At 71.5% G+C, this 17,010-nt stretch carries 17 protein-coding genes; 14 read left to right on the forward strand and 3 right to left on the reverse strand.

Annotation, left to right across the window (positions count from 1 at the left end):
• Positions 1 to 8: 8 nt before the first annotated feature.
• Together NDW01_RS31790 and NDW01_RS31795 are read right to left on the reverse strand one after the other, a co-directional pair.
• Complete coding sequence (locus NDW01_RS31790) at positions 9 to 1,085, reverse strand: YVTN family beta-propeller repeat protein (protein WP_252828040.1); 1,077 nt, start codon at positions 1,083 to 1,085, stop codon at positions 9 to 11.
• 72 nt (positions 1,086 to 1,157) lie between these two features.
• Complete coding sequence (locus NDW01_RS31795; RefSeq protein ID WP_252828041.1) at positions 1,158 to 2,669, reverse strand: MFS transporter; 1,512 nt, start codon at positions 2,667 to 2,669, stop codon at positions 1,158 to 1,160.
• 196 nt (positions 2,670 to 2,865) lie between these two features.
• On the opposite strand from NDW01_RS31795, the gene NDW01_RS31800 reads away from it, so the two are divergent.
• From NDW01_RS31800 to hypE, 3 genes are read left to right on the forward strand one after another with little or no spacing between them, the layout of a single operon-like run.
• The gene (locus NDW01_RS31800) at positions 2,866 to 3,135 is read left to right on the forward strand and encodes a HypC/HybG/HupF family hydrogenase formation chaperone (RefSeq protein WP_252828042.1); all 270 of its coding nucleotides are present in this window, start codon (positions 2,866 to 2,868) and stop codon (positions 3,133 to 3,135) included.
• A 10-nt stretch (positions 3,136 to 3,145) separates the two neighbouring features.
• Positions 3,146 to 4,273 carry a hydrogenase formation protein HypD gene (gene hypD / locus NDW01_RS31805; protein ID WP_252828043.1) on the forward strand — a complete coding sequence of 376 codons (1,128 nt, stop codon included), beginning with the start codon at positions 3,146 to 3,148 and terminating at the stop codon, positions 4,271 to 4,273.
• Complete coding sequence (hypE, locus tag NDW01_RS31810) at positions 4,270 to 5,478, forward strand: hydrogenase expression/formation protein HypE (protein WP_308211827.1); 1,209 nt, start codon at positions 4,270 to 4,272, stop codon at positions 5,476 to 5,478. The genes hypD and hypE overlap by 4 nt, the downstream gene beginning before the upstream one ends.
• A 19-nt stretch (positions 5,479 to 5,497) precedes the next feature.
• On the opposite strand, the gene NDW01_RS31815 is transcribed toward hypE, so the two are convergent.
• Entirely contained in the window at positions 5,498 to 5,896 is a 399-nt protein-coding gene (locus NDW01_RS31815; protein WP_252828044.1) for a PadR family transcriptional regulator, read from the reverse strand.
• A 230-nt stretch (positions 5,897 to 6,126) separates the two neighbouring features.
• On the opposite strand from NDW01_RS31815, the gene NDW01_RS31820 reads away from it, so the two are divergent.
• From NDW01_RS31820 to NDW01_RS31865, 11 genes are all read left to right on the forward strand, one after another.
• On the forward strand, positions 6,127 to 7,761 hold the full coding sequence (locus tag NDW01_RS31820; RefSeq protein WP_252828045.1) for a hypothetical protein: 1,635 nt from the start codon (positions 6,127 to 6,129) through the stop codon (positions 7,759 to 7,761).
• A complete protein-coding gene (locus tag NDW01_RS31825; RefSeq protein WP_252828046.1) occupies positions 7,758 to 8,276 on the forward strand; it encodes a hydrogenase maturation protease in 519 nt (172 codons plus the stop codon). Before NDW01_RS31820 ends, NDW01_RS31825 begins: the two co-directional genes overlap by 4 nt.
• The gene (locus NDW01_RS31830) at positions 8,269 to 8,625 is read left to right on the forward strand and encodes a hydrogenase maturation nickel metallochaperone HypA/HybF (protein ID WP_252828047.1); all 357 of its coding nucleotides are present in this window, start codon (positions 8,269 to 8,271) and stop codon (positions 8,623 to 8,625) included. Before NDW01_RS31825 ends, NDW01_RS31830 begins: the two co-directional genes overlap by 8 nt.
• A complete protein-coding gene (locus NDW01_RS31835) occupies positions 8,625 to 9,173 on the forward strand; it encodes a hemerythrin domain-containing protein (protein ID WP_252828048.1) in 549 nt (182 codons plus the stop codon). Before NDW01_RS31830 ends, NDW01_RS31835 begins: the two co-directional genes overlap by 1 nt.
• The gene (locus NDW01_RS31840; protein WP_252828049.1) at positions 9,170 to 10,258 is read left to right on the forward strand and encodes an NADH-quinone oxidoreductase subunit B family protein; all 1,089 of its coding nucleotides are present in this window, start codon (positions 9,170 to 9,172) and stop codon (positions 10,256 to 10,258) included. The genes NDW01_RS31835 and NDW01_RS31840 overlap by 4 nt, the downstream gene beginning before the upstream one ends.
• Before the next feature lie 37 nt (positions 10,259 to 10,295).
• Positions 10,296 to 12,092 (forward strand): nickel-dependent hydrogenase large subunit, encoded by a 1,797-nt coding sequence (locus NDW01_RS31845; RefSeq protein WP_252828050.1) that lies wholly within the window; start codon positions 10,296 to 10,298, stop codon positions 12,090 to 12,092.
• Positions 12,085 to 12,657, forward strand: a complete 573-nt coding sequence (locus NDW01_RS31850) for a NifU family protein (RefSeq protein ID WP_252828051.1) — start codon at positions 12,085 to 12,087, stop codon at positions 12,655 to 12,657. Before NDW01_RS31845 ends, NDW01_RS31850 begins: the two co-directional genes overlap by 8 nt.
• Positions 12,654 to 13,382, forward strand: a complete 729-nt coding sequence (locus tag NDW01_RS31855; protein ID WP_252828052.1) for a DUF5947 family protein — start codon at positions 12,654 to 12,656, stop codon at positions 13,380 to 13,382. Before NDW01_RS31850 ends, NDW01_RS31855 begins: the two co-directional genes overlap by 4 nt.
• The gene (locus NDW01_RS31860) at positions 13,360 to 13,569 is read left to right on the forward strand and encodes a hypothetical protein (RefSeq protein WP_252828053.1); all 210 of its coding nucleotides are present in this window, start codon (positions 13,360 to 13,362) and stop codon (positions 13,567 to 13,569) included. The genes NDW01_RS31855 and NDW01_RS31860 overlap by 23 nt, the downstream gene beginning before the upstream one ends.
• A 19-nt stretch (positions 13,570 to 13,588) precedes the next feature.
• Positions 13,589 to 13,693: a DUF6893 family small protein gene (locus NDW01_RS44495; protein ID WP_406567775.1), complete on the forward strand. Its 105-nt coding sequence runs from the start codon at positions 13,589 to 13,591 to the stop codon at positions 13,691 to 13,693.
• Between the two features lie 936 nt (positions 13,694 to 14,629).
• The coding region (locus NDW01_RS31865) for an OTU domain-containing protein (protein ID WP_252828054.1) at positions 14,630 to 17,010 on the forward strand (2,381 nt) is incomplete at its 3' end.

Consider the following 17,010-nt stretch of genomic DNA (forward strand, 5'->3'; position numbering starts at 1 on the left):
CACGGGCCTCACCAGCTGGCGAAGAAGTTGATCACGTATTTCTTCTCCGCCCACTCCCGCGTGGTGCGGATCCGCCCGGTGTGCAGGTCCGGCAGCGCGAAACCGGGCAACGGCCGCCCGACGGCCGGGTGCCGCGCGGGCGGCTCGGGGCCGGGCAGCCACGGCCGGTCCACGACCGTGAGGCTGCCGCTGCCCGCGTTCGACACCAGCAGGCGGCCCGTCGCAGGATCGACGACGCAGTCCCCCGGCCCGTACCCGACCCGGATCCGGTGGCTCTCGGCGCCGGCGCGCGCGTCGAGCACGCTGACCGTGCCGGCTCCCCGGTTGCACACGTACACGTGGTGGCCGTCGCGCGAGACGGCCACGCCCACGGGAGCCCGTTCCACCGTGAACCGCCCGCCGATCCGCCCGTCGGCGAGCGAGAGCCACAGGACCGTGTTCTCCAGCGAGTTCGCGACGTACAGCCGGTCGGTCGCCGGGTCGGCGACGGTCTTGCACGGCCCACGCCCCACGGCGATGCGGTCCAGCGGGCGCAGCGTGGCCGCGTCGAAGACGGTGAGCGACGCGGCCATGAAGTTCGCGCAGTACCCGCGGTCGCGCCGCAGGTCGATCGCGATGCTGCCGGCGCCGAGCCCGGCGGGGATCGCCGCGATCGGTTCGAGGCGGTCGACGTCGACCACGGTGACCGTGGACCCGGCGGTGTCGCCGCTGAAGATCCGCCGCAGCCGCGGATGGTACCCCAGCCCCGCCGGGTACGCTCCGACGGCGATCCGTGTGATCGGCTCTCCGGTCGCGGCGTCCAGGACGCTGATGGTGTCCGACCGGGCGTCGGCGGTGAACAACCGCCCGGTCGGAGCGTCGAAGATGAGCGGTATGGGCTCCCGGCCGACGCGCGCCCGCCAGAGGGGCGTCATCCGGACGAGGTCGACGGCGGTCACGGCGTCGCTGCGCGAGCAGGCCACGAACGCCCGCCGCCGCCGCACGTCGACCGCGATCGCCTCGGGCCCCATGCCGACGCGCACGTGCGCCAGGACGCGGTGAGCACGGTCGAACCCGCCGTACCCGTCGTCCGCCGTCGGCTCCACCGGGCCCATAGGGCTACGCGTTGCCAGCGGACCACCAGCGGAAACAAGGCGGTGCGCAAAGAACGCGGACGATCATCGGCACCGTGTCGCCCGGTGCTCGGACTCGGCGGCCGTCGCGACGTCCCGGGGATAGGCGGGCAGGGCCCGAAGGAGGATCACGGCGTTCGCCACGAGCGGCACGAGCATCACCAGGAAGGCGTACATCAGTCCCTGGGCGCGGTTACCGGCCCGGGCGCCGAACACGTCGGCCAGGAGACCGAACGTCACGGGCGCGGCGGCCTCGGCTCCCATCCGCAGGACGGTGCGGACGGCCTCGGCGCGCCCCCACAGGCGGAAGTGGATGACGTCCAGTCGCGCGGCGTCCAGCGGAGGGTTCGCCGCGGTCAGCGACGCGGCAGCGAGCAGGAAGGCCGGCAGCGCGACGACCACCGCCGTGGTCAGGAGGCCGGGAAGGAACAGCCCGGCCGCCAGCAGGTAGGCCACCGCGGGGACGACCACGCGGGCGCCGAGGAGCCCGCGGCGGGTGAGCCGGTCGGCGACCCGTCCCCCGGTCAGCACCCCCGCCAGCGCGCCGGCGCCGATGAGGATCGCCAGGCCGCTGACCGCCGCGTGGCCGAGACCGTAGCGCCGCATGACGAAGTCGACGCCGAACGTCCGCAGGGCCGCGAAGAAGAAGTACCCGAGCGCGGACGCGACGATCAGCACGACGTTCGTGCGGATCCGCAGCACGTAGCGCGCCGCCGCCCACAGCGACATCCCCGCCGGATCACGCCGCAGCACCAGGGCGGGGTCGGGGCGGACGCCGTGTTCCCGCACCGCGGACCGCGCCACGTCGTCCTGGTCCGGCCCGCGCTCCGCGTCCTCCTCTCCGCTTCCCTGTGCCCCGCCCGCCCGCTCGTCCAGGCGCACATCACCGGGCCGTAGCCGGCTCTGGCCGCCGCGCGCCGGCTCGGGAAGCCGGCGCGCGATCACGTACACCAGTCCCAGCCCGAGCACGGCGAGGAACGCGAAGGCCGCCCGCCACGTCAGCAGGGGCGCCAGGTTCCCGCCGACGAGCAGGCCGAGACCGGCGCCGAGCAACTCGCCGCTGAGCACGAACCCGTAGATCCGGCCGCGCTCTCCGGGCGGGAAGTAGTCACCGATCAGCGAGGCGACCGGCGGCCCGGAGGTGGCGGTGACGGCGCCGAGCGCGAGCCGCGACAGCAGCAGCCACAGGAACGAACCGGCGAGCGCGCCGACCACCATGGCCGCGCCCCACAGGACGATGCTCACCGCCAGCAGCCGGGAGCGGTTCACCCGGTCGGTCAGCGCGCCGACGGGAACGGCGGCCAGCGCGCCGACCCCCGATGAGACCGAGGTGAGCGCGCCCAACTGGGTGTTCGTGATGCCCAGGCTCTGCTTCAGCTCCGGGGCAACCGCTCCGATCGTTCCCTTGTCGGCGGCGTCCAGCGCCATCACGCCGGCGAGGATCGCGATCACCTGGAAACGCGCCGGGCCTCCGACGAGCTCCAGCAGCCGCCGTCTCGCCCAGCCGACGGCCTGACGCAGTGGAACGGTGAACCGATGACCTGCCGAGGCCGGCATAGGCCCCCTGTTTCCGCGAGACCCGGGCGGACACCGGCGCGACGGTCAAATGTCCGCCATACCGGCGGCGGGTGCCGCCTTTCCGCGGAGATGACGGCTCCCATGACGGCGCGAGAGACGACCCCGGGTAGGTAGCGCGGAGAAGCCGAGTCACGCCTGGGGCCGCCGGGCCGACGGTGGGGGCGGGAGTACGCGGATGTGCCTGGGTATCCCTGGAGAACTCGTCGCGTTCGACGACGACCCTCCGGACCTGGCGACGGTCGACGTGAGCGGAGTCCGGCGGCGCGTCAACATCGGCCTGCTGGAAGGGGAGGACCTGCGGCCCGGGGACTGGGTCCTCGTCCACGTGGGCTTCGCACTCTCCAAGATCTCCGAGTCGGAGGCCCAGGCCCTCCTGGAGTTCCTCGAGGACATGGGGCAGGCGTACGACGACGAGATCGCCGCCTTCCGAGAGTCGAACCCGTAGGGGGGATCCGATGCGCTTCGTCGACGAGTTCCGGGACGCGGGCAAGGCGCGGGCGCTGGCCGCGCGCATCGCCGCGCTGTGCGAGCCCGGGCGGTCCTACCGGTTCATGGAGGTCTGTGGGGGCCACACCCACACGATCTACAAGCACGGCATCGAGGACTTCCTGCCCGAGTCGATCCGGCTCGTCCACGGACCGGGCTGCCCCGTGTGCGTCATCCCGATGGGCCGGGTCGACGACGCGATCACGATCGCCCGGCAACCTGACGTGATCATGACGTCGTTCGGTGACATGATGCGCGTCCCCGGCGGGCAGGGGTCGTTCTTCGACGCGAAGGCGGCCGGGGCGGACATCCGGATGGTCTACTCCCCGCTGGACGCCCTGAAGATCGCGCGTGCGGAGCCCGGCAAGCGGGTGGTGTTCATGGCCATCGGGTTCGAGACCACCGCGCCGTCCACCGCGATGACCGTGCTGCGCGCCGCCGAGGAGGGCGTGGACAACTTCGCGGTGTTCTGCAACCACGTGATGATCATCCCGGCCATCAAGGCGATCCTCGACTCTCCCGACCTGCGCCTCGACGGCTTCCTCGGTCCCGGGCACGTGTCGGCGGTGATCGGCTGCCGGCCGTACGAGTTCATCGCCCGCGACCACGGAAAGCCGCTCGTGTGCGCGGGGTTCGAGCCGCTGGACATCCTGAGCTCGGTCCACATGCTGCTGCGTCAGCTCGCCGAGGGCCGGACGCAGGTCGAGAACCAGTACGCGCGGGTCGTGCCGTGGGAGGGCAACCCGAAGGCGCTGCGGGTCATCGGCGAGGTGATGGAGCCCCGCCCGTACTTCGAGTGGCGCGGCCTGGGGTTCATCTCCCACTCCGCGCTCCGGATGAAGGAGGCGTACGCCCGGTTCGACGCCGAGCGGATCTTCGAGCTGCCGGGCGTCCGCGTCGCCGACCCGAAGGCGTGCCAGTGCGGCGAGGTGCTGAAGGGCGTGCTGCGGCCGTGGGAGTGCAAGGTGTTCGGCACCGCCTGCACTCCGGAGACCCCCATCGGCACCTGCATGGTCTCGTCGGAGGGCGCGTGCGCGGCGTACTACGCCTTCGGCCGGTTCAGCCGGGAGCGCGTACGGGAGGCGAGCCGCACGTGAGCCGCGACGACGACACCGGCCCCGAGGCGTACGCCGCCTGGGCCGAGGAGGCCGTCCGTACGGCGGCCACCGCCGAAGACCTCCGTACGGCCGCCGCGGAGGACGTCCGTACGGCGCCGTCCGACGGGGACGCCCCGGACCGGGAGCGGCAGGTGCTGGACCGCATCGAGCGGGCGCGCCGCCGCAGGCCCCGGCTCCGGGAGGAGCGCGTCACGCTGGCGCACGGGGCGGGCGGCAAGGCGACGAGCACGCTGATCGACGCGGTGTTCCTGGAGGCGTTCCGCAATCCCCTCCTCGAAGCCCTGACGGACGGCGCGGCCGTCACCGTCGGCGGCACCCGCCTGGTCTTCACCACCGACTCCTTCGTGGTCTCCCCGTTGTTCTTCCCCGGCGGCGACATCGGACATCTCGCGGTGAACGGCACGGTGAACGACCTGGCGGTCTGCGGCGCGCGGCCGCTGTTCCTGTCCGCCGGATTCGTCCTCGAGGAGGGCATGCCCGTCGAGGACCTCCGGCGCGTCACCGGGTCGATGGCACGGGCCGCGGCACGGGCCGGCGTCCAGATCGTCACCGGCGACACGAAGGTCGTGCAGCGGGGACGGGCCGACGGCTGCTACATCACCACGGCCGGTATCGGAGTCCTCGCCGAGGACGTCCGCCTGTCCCCGGAGGCCGCCCGCCCCGGTGACGCGGTCCTGGTGTCCGGGCCGATCGGCGACCACGGCGTGACCGTGATGCTCGCTCGCGGCGAGCTCGACATCGACGCGGATCTGACGTCCGACACCGCCCCTCTCCACCAGCTCTGCGCGCTCCTGCTGGAGGCGGCCCCCGGCACGCGGGTGATGCGGGACGCGACACGCGGCGGCGTCGCGACGGTGCTGGCCGAGATCGCCACGGCGTCCGAGGTCGCGATCGTCGTCGACGAGGCGGCCGTGCCGGTCCGGCCGGAGGTCGCCGGTGCCGGCGAGCTCCTCGGCATCGACCCGCTCTACGTCGCCTGCGAGGGACGGATGGTCGCGATCGTGGACGGCGCCGACGCCGAGGCCGCTCTCGCCGCGCTGCGCGGTCATCCCCTGGGCGCCGGGGCGGCGTTGATCGGGCGGGTCGCCGCGGATCCGCAGGGTCTCGTGCTGCTCAACACGGCGTTCGGCGGGACCCGGATCGTCGACCTCCTCGTCGGCGACCCGCTCCCCCGGATCTGCTGAGACGCCCTCGGCCGCGGACTTACGGGCGGCGCTCCGTCATCGCGTCCGTCTCCCGTGCCGAGACCGACGCATGGCGCCCGAGGTAGTAGTCGAGGAGCGAGCGGGTCTCGGCCAGCACGCCGGCCCAGGCACCGAGGAGCTCCTCCCCGCGATCGGTGAGGTGGTACGTACGCCGCCGCGGCCCCGCCTCCGACGGCTCCCAGCGCGAGCACAGCATCCCCTGGCGTTCGAGGGCGCGCAGCCTGCGGTAGAGGGTCCCCGGGTCGCCCTCCGCGAGACCGAAGGGCTTGAGCCGCTCGAACAGCTCGTAGCCGTGCGCGGGTCGTTCCCGCAGCAGGAGGAGCAGGCAGCACTGCAGGAAGTTGCGCGGCTCCCCGACGGGCCGCGGACCGGGAGGGTCCGTCCGTGGAGACGGCATGCCTCACCTCCGCTCGCCCTGACCACCGCGGGTAACGACCTGTCAATTCGTGTACCCATGCGATCACCGTCGCACCCCTGCCGGGGCCGGGTCTGGACCCGCTAAGTGGCCGCGCCACCTAGGGGAGCAGGTCACTTACCGAACGTGACGACCGTGGCTTATACCGGTAAGGCCCGCCTTTCCGGCGGGTGAGTTCCGGGTCGCGCTCCGGCGCAGGAGGGATAGCGATCATGGCAGCTGAGCCGGTCACCGCCGGCACCGCCTTCGATCGGGCCCTGGCGGTCGCCGACGCGATCCTCTACGAGGGCTACCTGCTGTACCCGTACCGCCGCTCCTCACCGAAGAACCAGGTCCGCTGGCAGTTCGGCGTGCTGACCCCGCGCGCCTGGACCGAGGCGCGCGGCGTGGACGACGAGGGTCTGGCCGGGTCCGCCGAAGGCTGGTGGCAGCGGACCGAGTGCCTGCTCGAAGCGGATGAGGAGTCCGTCGTCCGGTGCCGTGTCCGGTTCCTGCAGCTACGGCGCAGGTCCGTCGAGGAACGCGCCGCGGAGGGCGCCCACCGCCCGGTCGACGGGCTCCGGCCCGGCACCCGGCCGGAGCCCGTCGACTTCGACGAGGCGATCCCCAGGGAGTTCGACCTGCGGTTCGTGGTCGGCGATGCGCTGTCCGGCGAACGGCGGTTCGCGTTCCGCGCGCCGGGCGGCACGGACGTCGAGACGCTCCGGGACGAGGACGGACGCCCGGCTGCGCGGGTCGTGTTCCGGTCCTGGCCGGTGGAGGCGTCGGTGACGGTCTCGGCGGCCCGCTGCCCCTCCCGTTCCCGGCTGGTCCGGCTGCGCGTCCGCGTCGAGAACGCCGACCGTACGACCCCGCCGGGCGTCCCCCGCGCCGAGGCGCTGCGGCGATCGCTGATCGCCGTCCACACGATCTACGCGGGGTATGACGCGTCCTCCGCGGGGCGGGACGCGGCGTTCGTCTCCCTGATCGACCCGCCGGAGTGGGCCGGGGCGGAGGCCCGGGCGTGCGCGAACGTCCGTACCTTCCCCGTGCTCGCGGGGTCGCCCGGCGAGCGGGACCTGCTCCTGTCGTCGCCGATCCTCCTCTACGACCACCCGCGGATCGCTCCGGAGAGCCCCGGCGACCTGAACGACGCCACCGAGATCGACGAGATCCTCTCGCTGCGGACGCTCACGCTGACGGACGCGGAGAAACGGGAGGCCCGCGCGACCGATCCCCGCGCCGCCGCCATCATCGACCGGGTCGACGCGATGCCGCCGGAGGTGCTGTCCCGCCTGCACGGCGCCATCCGCTCCCTCGCGCCGCTTCCCTCGGCGTCCGCCGCTGCAGCCGACGCCGGCGAGGCGCACACGGACACGGGCGGCGCCGCCGAGAACGCCGCCGCCGCCGAGGCCACCGCCGCTGAGAACGCCGCCGCCGAGGCCGCCGCCGCCGAGGCCACCGCCGCTGAGAACGCCGCCGCCGAAGCCGCCGCCGCCGAGGCCGCCGCCGCCGAGGCCGTCGCCGCTGAGGGCGCCCCGCCGCCGTCCCGGTGGAGCCCGCCGGACGAGGCCGGCCTGCCGCCCGGGGCCGACGCCGTCATCGTCGCCGGCCGCCGCGTCGCCAAGGGCTCGCGGGTGCGCCTCCTGCCACGTGCGCGGGGCGGTGACCCGCAGGACATGTTCCTGGCGGGCAGGACCGGCCGGGTGGAGGCCGTGCTCCTCGACGTCGACGGCTCCCATCACCTGGCCGTCACCCTGGAGGACGATCCCGGGGCCGGGCTCGACCGCTGGTACGGGCGGTTCCGGTACTTCTCCCCCACCGAGGTCGAACCGCTCGACGAGACCGAGACCGGGGACCCCCGGTGAGCGCCCCGGGCGGCCGGGTGCTCGTGGCGGGCATCGGGAACATCTTCCTGGGCGACGACGGCTTCGGCATCGAGGTCGTCCGCCGGGTCGACGCGTCGGCGCTGCCTTCGACGGTGGACGTCGCCGACTACGGCATCCGGGGCGTCCACCTCGCGTACGACCTCCTCGACGGCCGCCACGAGACCTTGATCATGGTCGACGCGGTGCCCCTCGACGGCCCGCCGGGCACGCTCGCCGTCCTGGAGGTCGATCCGGAGCAGGAGCCGACGGCGCCGCCGGCGCTCGACGGTCACGGCATGACCCCGCAGGCCGTTCTGGCGCTGCTCCGCGGGCTCGGCGGCCGGATCGACCGCGTCCTCGTCGTGGGCTGCCGCCCGGCCGTCCTCGACGAGCGGATGGACCTGTCCGAACCGGTGCGCGCCGCGGTGGACGACGCGGTGTCCCTGGTGACCACGCTGGCCCGTGAAGAGGCCGCGAAGACCCTGCGAACGGAGAGGCGGCCCGCCGATGCATGAGATGGGACTGTGCGACGCGATCGTCGAGGCGGCCGTACGGCGGGCCGGCCGGCATCCGGTGTCGAGCGTGCGGGTCCGGATCACCGGGCACCCGGTCGACGCCGGCGTCCTCGAACAGGGCCTCCGGCTGGCCGCGGCCGGGACGGTCGTCGAAGGGGCGACCGTCGAGGTGATCGCCCGGCCGCCGTCGGTGCGGTGCCGCGACTGCGGCGGCCGCTTCGAGGCCGTCGACCCGCGCCTGCTCGCCGCGTGCCCGCGCTGCGGCGGCGTCGACGTCGACGCCTCCGGCGCCGAGGAGGTCGTGCTGGAGGCCATCGCGTTCGACCCGGTGCAGGAGAGGAGCTCGTGATGATGGACGCGACCGAACTGCTCGAACACGATCACCGGATCGTCGAGCAGATGTTCCGCGACTACGAGACGGCGGCCTCGGCCGCGCAACGGCGAGGGGTTGTGGAGATCCTCATCCGCGAGCTGTCCAAGCACGCGGCGCTGGAGGAGCTGCTCGTCTACCCGCTGGCCAAACGGCTGATCCCCGAGATGGCGGACGAGGTCGACGAGCACCTCGGCGAGCACATGGGGCTGAAGAAGATCCTCGCCACCCTGGACCGGCTGTCGGCCGGCGACCGGCTGGAGCGCGACCTGGTCGCCGAGCTGAAACGCGAGGTCGACCACCACGTCCAGGAGGAGGAGGGCCGGTTCTTCCCGACGCTGCGCGAGACCCTCGGCCGGGAGGCCCTGGAGGACCTCGGCGAGCAGCTGCGGGAGGGCAAGCGCGCGGCGCCCACCCGGCCTCATCCGCACGCGCCGAACGAGCCGCCCGCGCTCGCGATGGCCGCTCCGGTCGCCGCGATGTACGACCGCGTCCGCGACCGGCTGCAAAGGAGACCCCGCACATGAGCATCGAGACCGGATTCCCGCACGCCGCCGAGGAGCCCACGACCCGCGGGGAGCGGAAGGGCTTCGAGCACATCGACATCCTGTGGATCTCCGAGGGCATGAGCTGCGACGGCGACACCGTCGCGATGACCGCCGCCGGGCAGCCGCCGATCGAGGACGTGGTGCTCGGTCTCATCCCCGGGCTGCCACGGGTGACCCTGCACAACAAGGTGCTGTCGCCCGCGCAGGGCGGCGAGCAGTTCCTGGCGCCGTTCCGTGCGGCGGCCGCCGGGGAGCTGGAGCCGTTCATCCTCGTGATCGAGGGCTCCATCCCCAACCAGAACATCATCGAGGGCGACGGGTACTGGACGTCGTTCGGCAACGACCCGGAGACCGGTGAGCCCCTCACGCTGAACTGGTGGATCGACCGCCTCGCGCCGAAGGCCTGGGCGGTGGTCGCGGCGGGGACCTGCGCGACGTACGGCGGCATCCACGCGATGGCCGGCAACCCGACGGGCTGCATGGGCCTGGCCGACTACCTCGGCTGGGATTTCAAGTCGACCGCCGGGCTGCCGATCGTCAACGTCCCCGGCTGCCCGATCCAGCCCGACAACTTCATGGAGACGCTCACCTGGGTGCTGTACCACGCCGCCGGCGGCGCGCCCCCGCCTCCGCTGGACGAGCTGCTGCGCCCGCAGTGGCTGTTCGGCAAGACCGTCCACGAGGGCTGTGACCGGGCCGGCTACTACGAGCAGGCGGACTTCGCCAAGGACTACAACTCGCCGAAGTGCCAGGTGAAGATCGGCTGCTGGGGGCCGGTCGTCAACTGCGACGTGCCCAAGCGCGGCTGGATGGGCGGCGTCGGCGGCTGCCCCAACGTCGGCGGCATCTGCATCGGCTGCACGATGCCCGGCTTCCCGGACAAGTTCATGCCGTTCATGGACGAGCCGCCGGGCGGGTCGCTGTCGTCCGCGCTGGCCAAGCCGTACGGGATGTTCATCCGCCGGATGCGGGGCTTCACGAACCAGACGCTCAACACCGAACCGAAGTGGCGCCACAACGAACGCGAGCTGACCAGCGGCTACAACCCGCGCTGGCGTCCGTGACCGGACCGGCCCGTACAGCGAAGGAGACCGACGACCCATGGCACTGACCGAACGGACGCGGGAGCGGCAGGCCGCCGGCGAGCAACTCGTCGAGATGGCGTGGGATCCGATCACCCGGATCATCGGCAACCTCGGCATCTACACGAAGATCGATTTCGCGAACCGGCGGGTGGCCGAATGCCATGCCACGTCGTCCCTGTTCCGCGGCTACTCGGTGTTCATGAAGGGCAAGGACCCGCGGGACGCCGGTTTCATCACGAGCCGGATCTGCGGCATCTGCGGTGACAACCACACCACCTGCTCGATCTACGCGCAGAACATGGCGTACGGGATCAAGACGCCGCCGCTCGGCGAGGACATCATCAACCTCGGCGAGGCCGCCGAGTACATGTTCGACCACACGATCTACCAGGACAACCTCTGCTTCGTCGACTTCTGCGAGGCGATGGTCAAGGCCACCAACCCGAGCGTGCTGCAGCGGGCGCGGCGGACCGAGGCGCCGAACGCGGAGATCCACGGGTACCGCACGATCGCCGAGATCATGGAGGCCTACAACCCCTTCGAGGGCGAGGTCTACAAGAACGCCCTGCAGGTCAGCCGCGTCACGCGGGAGATGTTCTGCAAGATGGAGGGGCGGCACGTCCACCCCTCGACCCTCTATCCGGGCGGCGTCGGGACGATGCCCGAGCCGACGCTGTTCACCGACTACCTGAGCCGGCTCATCTCGATCCTCGACTTCGTCAAGCGGGCCGTCGCGATGAACGACGACGTCTTCGACTTCTTCTACGAGGCCCTGCCCGGCTACGAGGAGGTCGGGCGCAGGCGCGTCCTCCTCGGCTGCTGGGGCGCCTGGCAGAACCCCGACATCTGCGACTACCGGTACGAGAACATGACGCGCTGGGGGCGTGCCATGCACGTCACGCCGGGCGTCGTCGTGGACGGTCAGCTGGTCACGACCGACCTCGTCGACATCAACCTCGGCATCCGCATCCTGCTCGGCAGCTCCTACTACGAGGACTGGGTGAACGAGGAGCCGTTCGTCACCCACGACCCGCTCGGCAACCCCGTCGACATCCGCCACCCGTGGAACCAGACGACCATCCCGGTTCCGCAGAAGCGGGACTTCGAGGACAAGTACAGCTGGGTGATGAGCCCCCGCTGGTTCGACAGGCGCAGCGGTGAGCACCTGGCGCTCGACACCGGAGGCGGGCCGTTCGCCCGCCTGTACGTCACGGCGCTCGCCGGCCTGGTCGACACCCCGTACGTCAAGGCGACCGGGTCCAGTGTGCGGATCAGCCTGCCGCGCAGCGAGAAGCTCCCGGAGATGACGCTGGAGTGGCGGATCCCGAAGTGGTCCAACGCCATCGAGCGGGACCGCGCCCGCGCGTACTTCATCGCCTACTCCGCCGCGATGTCGCTGTTCTTCCTCGAACGCGCGATGGGGCGGATGCGCGCCGGGGACATGAAGGTGTTCCAGGACTTCCAGGTCCCGGACGAGGGCATCGGCTGCGGGTTCCACGAGGCGGTGCGCGGCGTCCTGTCCCACCACCTCGTCATCAAGGACAAGAAGATCGCGAACTACCACCCGTACCCGCCGACGCCCTGGAACGCCAGCCCCCGCGACATTCACGGCGTCCCCGGCCCGTACGAGGACGCCGTCCAGGACATGCCGATCTTCGAGGAGAACGGCCCGGACGACTTCAAGGGCGTGGACATCATGCGGGCCGTCCGCAGCTTCGACCCGTGCCTGCCGTGCGGCGTCCACATGTACCTCGGCAACGGGAACGTGCTGAAGAAGCTGCACTCCCCGACGTTCGGAGCGTCCCATGGCTGACGGGCCCGCCGCCGGCCTGCCGGAGGAGGAGATCGCGGACCGGCTCGTACGCCTCGACGCCCTCCTCGAACGCCTGGAACAGGCCGGCGGGGCCGACGCCGAGGTCGCGCGCCACGCGGTCGAGGCCCTCACCGAGGTGTACGGCACCGCCCTCGCCCGCCTGATGCGCCTGGTCGGCGGAGTGCCGGAACTGGCCCCGGCGCTGATCCGCGACGAGTTGCTGCACCACCTGCTCGTCCTGCACGGCCTCCACCCGCAGCCGGTCGAGGAGCGCGTGGCGCGGGCGCTCGACGACGTACGGGAGGCGCTGCGCCCGCGCGGCGGCACGGTCGAGCTGACCGGGATCACGGACGGCGTCGCCCACCTGCGCTGGTCGGGCGGCGGTGGCTGCGCGTCGTCGGCGGCCGCCGTCGAGCGCGCGGTCGTGGAGTCCGTGCTCACCGTGGCGCCCGAGCTGAGCCGGGTCGAGGTCCGCCCGGCCCCGGCGCCCCCGGCGCTGATCCCGGCCGAGTCCCTGCTGCGCGGGCCGGCCGCGTCCGCCCACCCGCGGAGCCGGACCCCATGATCGGCTCGGGCGAGGAGGGACGCGCCGTGGAGACCTCGGGCGAGAGGGAACGCGCGGTGCAGGCCTCGGGCGAGGAGAGACGTGCCGTAGGGGCCGCAGGTGCGGAGGGACACGCCGTAGAGGGCTCGGGCGCTCTGCGGCGGGCCATCCACCGGGCGGCGGCGGACGGGCGGTCCGAGGATCTCTGTGAGCTGTGCGCGCGCCCGGCCCCGCCGGACCACCGCCACCTGCTGGACCTGCGGACGCAGGAACCGCGGTGCGTCTGTTACGCCTGCTCGGTCCTGTTCCAGCATGACGGGGCCGGGCAGGGGCACTACCGGCTGATCCCCGACCGCCGGGTCCGCCTGAGGGCGTTCTCCCCGGCGTCGGTGGGCGTCCCCGTCGGGCTGGCGTTCTTCGTACGGCGACCGGACGGCCGCGTCCTCGCCCACTACCCGAGCCCGGCGGGCGCCACCCGGTGGGAGGTCGATCCGGAGACGTGGGAGGCCGCCGTCCGGGACACCGACGGGCTGTCGGACCTGACGACCGACGTGGAGGCGCTGCTCGTCAACACCGTACGGGGGCGTTCGGAGGCGTGGATCGTCCCCATCGACGACTGCCACCGGCTGGTCGCGATCGTCCGCCGGCACTGGCGGGGGATGTCGGGCGGCGAGGTGGTGTGGACCGAGATCGAGCGATTCTTCGACGAACTGAGGAGGCGTCATGGGCCGTATCCGGGTCGGTAAGCCGCACGTGAAGATCGACGCTCCCGCGCACGTACGGGGGATCCGCGAGGGCAACGCCAAGCGGAGCATGAGCCGGCAGATCGGCCATCACAAGGACCACACCGCCGACGCGCGCCGCTCGACGGGGATCCGGCCGAAGAAGCACGACGCGATCCTCAAGATCATGCCGAACCTGCCGCCGGGCTGACATGAGAAGGGAAGAACGAATGATCAAGAAGGTGCTGATCGGCGCGGCCGTCGCCGGTGTCGTCGTGGTGGTCATCCGGGAGTTCCCGTCGCTCCGGAGGGAGTTCAAGATCTGGCGGATGTGACCGAAGCGGCCCCAATGAGAATTAACACCGAGTTTGGCGAATGAGCACCGAGTTTGGCGAAGCTTGCCGACCGCTGCTCGTTCCGGTCGGAACGAGCAGCGGTCGTGGTAAGGCACCCAGTTCGGCTTCGCGGCGCCGAGCCCGATACGCCTTCGCCCGGTATGCCGCACTGCAGTATTTCCGGCTCTCCGCGCTCCCGCCAGGCAACCGGCTCTGGCTCACCACACGCTGGTCCACTGCGGCGCGTAGGTCGCCTTGATAATGATCACGGTCGGTCGGCGGTCCCGGCAGGACACGTTCGGGAGCGAAGGGCCGTAGCGGAGCAACCGATGGCCCGGCGTCCGGTCGCGGGCCGCTGAACGGGTGCATGCACCCGGGCGCCTCGCAAGACGTCTCGTTCAATTGAGGCGTCCTCGGGAACGCGACGGTCGGCCCATGTAGCGTCGGCGTGGGACGTAAACGGCTTGGCCCGGCGTGTGCTGGTGCCGCCGAACGGTGTTGATGCTTGAGGGGTTGGGTATGCGGCAAGCCCGGTGGCGCACATCGAGTAGTAGTACGGGGGCGTGTGTGCAGGCCAGCCCGGCGATCCGGTGGAAGTCGGATGGGGCGATCACGCAGGGTACCGGCGAACGCGCGGGAGCGAAGGTTCTGTGGTCCGCGACCGGCTCGGCGGCCGCCGGCCCGGCCCAGGACGCCACTCGTCCGGCCAGGGAACAGGCCACCAGCGGCACGGCCGCTGGCGTCGATACCGGTGGTCCCACGACCGCCGTTGAATCGGTACCTGCATCAGACGTCTGGCGAGGTGAAGCGGGTGCGGGCCGCCATGGCCGGCCACGCGCCGCCACGCACACCGGCGGCGTACCGGCCGGGATTTCCGCGGGTCGGGCGGTTCACGGGCCGGCATCCGGTCGATCGCGTGCTGCATTCGGTGGCGCGGTGGCTCACCTGCCCGGGGCCGGCAGCGCGCTGTCGGCGGAGCAGGTCACAAACGATGCCACCGCGGCCACCGAATCAGCCAAGAACGACGAGAACGACCGGCTTGACGGCCCGGGCCCGGTGCCCGGACCGGAGCGCAGCCAGTACTGCTGGCTGCTGCTCACCGACCTATCGCGTCGCTGGTCACCCACACGACCGCTCCCGGATATGACCGCGGCCCAGCAGTGGCCACCGGTCACCGCCTGGGCAGACGTGATCGAATTCCTGGAGAACACCGGGTCCGGGGCGCGCGCCTACATCCGGCTCGGCCGCCCCAACCGGATAGGTCACGCCATCGCCCTGTACCACACCCACGACCAGGGTCTAGTGGTGATCAATCCCGAACAACCCGCTCAACGGCCAGAAGACGGTTACACCATCATTGTCGGCACCCAGAAAGTGACCGACTGGCTCACCGGTAAGTACGGCACACCAGACCGCCTCGATACACCGAACCTTCGCGGTACACCAGCTCGCCTCGGTACACGAGACGACCTGCCGCTGATCGACGCCCACGTACTCTTCCAAGACCCCAACGGCCAGGTGATCCACCCGCCACTCGGCCAGGCCACGCCACCGTCGAAACTCGTTCAGGCCCTGACCGACCCCACCGACCCCTACACCGGGATGTACCCCTTCCGCCGACGCCGTGACCGGACCACCCGGACACCTCGCACCGGCAACCGAACCGGCCCTGCTGACCGCGGAGGACGCCGAACTCCCCCGCCGGCCTACCAGCCGCCGGCCTCCCCAGCGCCGGACTACGCGCCTGAACAACTACCGGACTACAGTGAGCGCAGTCCCGGTGACTGCCTGATGTACGCCCTGCACGACACGGCCTTTCACGTGCTGCCCCCCGAGGCGCACACGGTCCGAGGAATGCGCAACCGACTCGCCGACGCCTTGTTCGAACCCACCTACCAGGCCGCCGTTTGGGATCAAGCCCGGCAATCCCTCGCCGAAGACCACGCCAGAGGCCTGGGCCACCAGCAGGGCACCCGGGCCTGGACTCAGGCGGTCAACACCCACCGGGCCGACCACCCACAACCGGACTGGGGACGCCTCATCACCGATCTGCGGACCCCCGGCTCATGGAACAACGCGGCCGGAGACATCGCCCCGCTCCTGGCCGCCGGGGTGTTCCATCTCGCCATCACCGTCCACGGCCCGCACAACACCCGCTACCAGATCGGGGACCCCAACGGCACCCCCATCGACCTATGGCGCAACGGCACCCACTGGGAGGGCCTCACCCTCGCAATCGACGAGGACGCGCTGGCAGGAGGAGAGAATCAGTCGGGGTGGACGCAAGCGGCCAACCTCCAGCCGCCCAGCGCCCCCGCCTCACCAGCCAGGCGTCAACAGCCAGCCCGGCCCAGCGCTAGTGAGGCTCGCACCGAATACGAATCGGACCTGCAAAGGCTGCGGAACGACCTCCAGGCGGACGACAGAGGCTACCTCCAGGCGGACGACAGAGGCTACCTCCGGGTCGCGATCGATGCACTCTTCCGCAGCCTCCGTGGAGTGGGAGACGACGAGCTCATCGCCCAGCTCGGCCCCGACTACGCAATAGAAAACAGGAACGGGAATACGTGGTTCCTCTACCGGCCGGCGGGGGCGCAGACGCAACAGCCGGCGGGCAATGAACACGAACCGGACCTGCATAGGCTGCGGAACGACCTCCAGGCGGACGACGGAGGCTACCTCCGGGTCGCGATCGATTACCTCTTCCCCAGCCTCCGTGGAGTGGGAGACGACGAGCTCATCGCCCAGCTCGGCCCCGACTACGCAATAGAAAACAGGTACGGGCTTCTGTGGTTCCTCTACCGGCCAACGCGAGCACAGACGCAGCGGCCGACGGCGGGGACCGGGCGGGCAGGGCCTTCTGAGCAGGAGTTGCGGGACGCTGCCCGCAGCGGTGAGGTTCCGGCCGAACACGAAGGGGAACCTCTCTCAATCGATGAGGATGCACTGACAGCACGAGAAGACCTGCAGTGGCGCACCAGCGGCTTCTATGTCGAGATGGGAGACAACGCGCCCATTCTCCAATTCGGCCGCGACTACGAAATAGGAAACGATGAAGGCCGGACTCCCTGGTACATCCACCGGCCGGCGGGGGCGCAGACGCAACAGCCGACGGGCAATGAATACGGATCGGACCTGCAAAGGCTGCGGAACCGCCTCCAGACGGACCACGGAGGCTACCTCCGGGTCACGATCGATTACCTCTTCCCCAGCCTCCGTGGAGTGGGAGACGACGAGCTCATCGCCCAGCTCGGCCCCGACTACGCAATAGAAAACAGGCACGGGCTTCTGTGGTTCCTCTACCGGCCAACGCGAGC

It is taken from the genome of Actinoallomurus soli, from assembly GCF_024055715.1.
Taxonomy (GTDB): Bacteria; Actinomycetota; Actinomycetes; order Streptosporangiales; family Streptosporangiaceae; genus Actinoallomurus; species Actinoallomurus soli.

Coding starts and splice junctions, on each gene's coding strand:
- NDW01_RS31820 (WP_252828045.1), top strand. CDS start 6,127: ATGGCAGCTGAGCCGGTCACCGCCGGCACCGCCTTCGATCGGGCCCTG.
- NDW01_RS31860 (WP_252828053.1), top strand. CDS start 13,360: ATGGGCCGTATCCGGGTCGGTAAGCCGCACGTGAAGATCGACGCTCCC.
- NDW01_RS31850 (WP_252828051.1), top strand. CDS start 12,085: ATGGCTGACGGGCCCGCCGCCGGCCTGCCGGAGGAGGAGATCGCGGAC.
- hypD (WP_252828043.1), top strand. CDS start 3,146: ATGCGCTTCGTCGACGAGTTCCGGGACGCGGGCAAGGCGCGGGCGCTG.
- NDW01_RS44495 (WP_406567775.1), top strand. CDS start 13,589: ATGATCAAGAAGGTGCTGATCGGCGCGGCCGTCGCCGGTGTCGTCGTG.
- NDW01_RS31845 (WP_252828050.1), top strand. CDS start 10,296: ATGGCACTGACCGAACGGACGCGGGAGCGGCAGGCCGCCGGCGAGCAA.
- NDW01_RS31795 (WP_252828041.1), bottom strand. CDS start 2,669: ATGCCGGCCTCGGCAGGTCATCGGTTCACCGTTCCACTGCGTCAGGCC.
- NDW01_RS31800 (WP_252828042.1), top strand. CDS start 2,866: ATGTGCCTGGGTATCCCTGGAGAACTCGTCGCGTTCGACGACGACCCT.
- NDW01_RS31840 (WP_252828049.1), top strand. CDS start 9,170: ATGAGCATCGAGACCGGATTCCCGCACGCCGCCGAGGAGCCCACGACC.
- NDW01_RS31855 (WP_252828052.1), top strand. CDS start 12,654: ATGATCGGCTCGGGCGAGGAGGGACGCGCCGTGGAGACCTCGGGCGAG.
- NDW01_RS31815 (WP_252828044.1), bottom strand. CDS start 5,896: ATGCCGTCTCCACGGACGGACCCTCCCGGTCCGCGGCCCGTCGGGGAG.
- NDW01_RS31835 (WP_252828048.1), top strand. CDS start 8,625: ATGATGGACGCGACCGAACTGCTCGAACACGATCACCGGATCGTCGAG.
- NDW01_RS31830 (WP_252828047.1), top strand. CDS start 8,269: ATGCATGAGATGGGACTGTGCGACGCGATCGTCGAGGCGGCCGTACGG.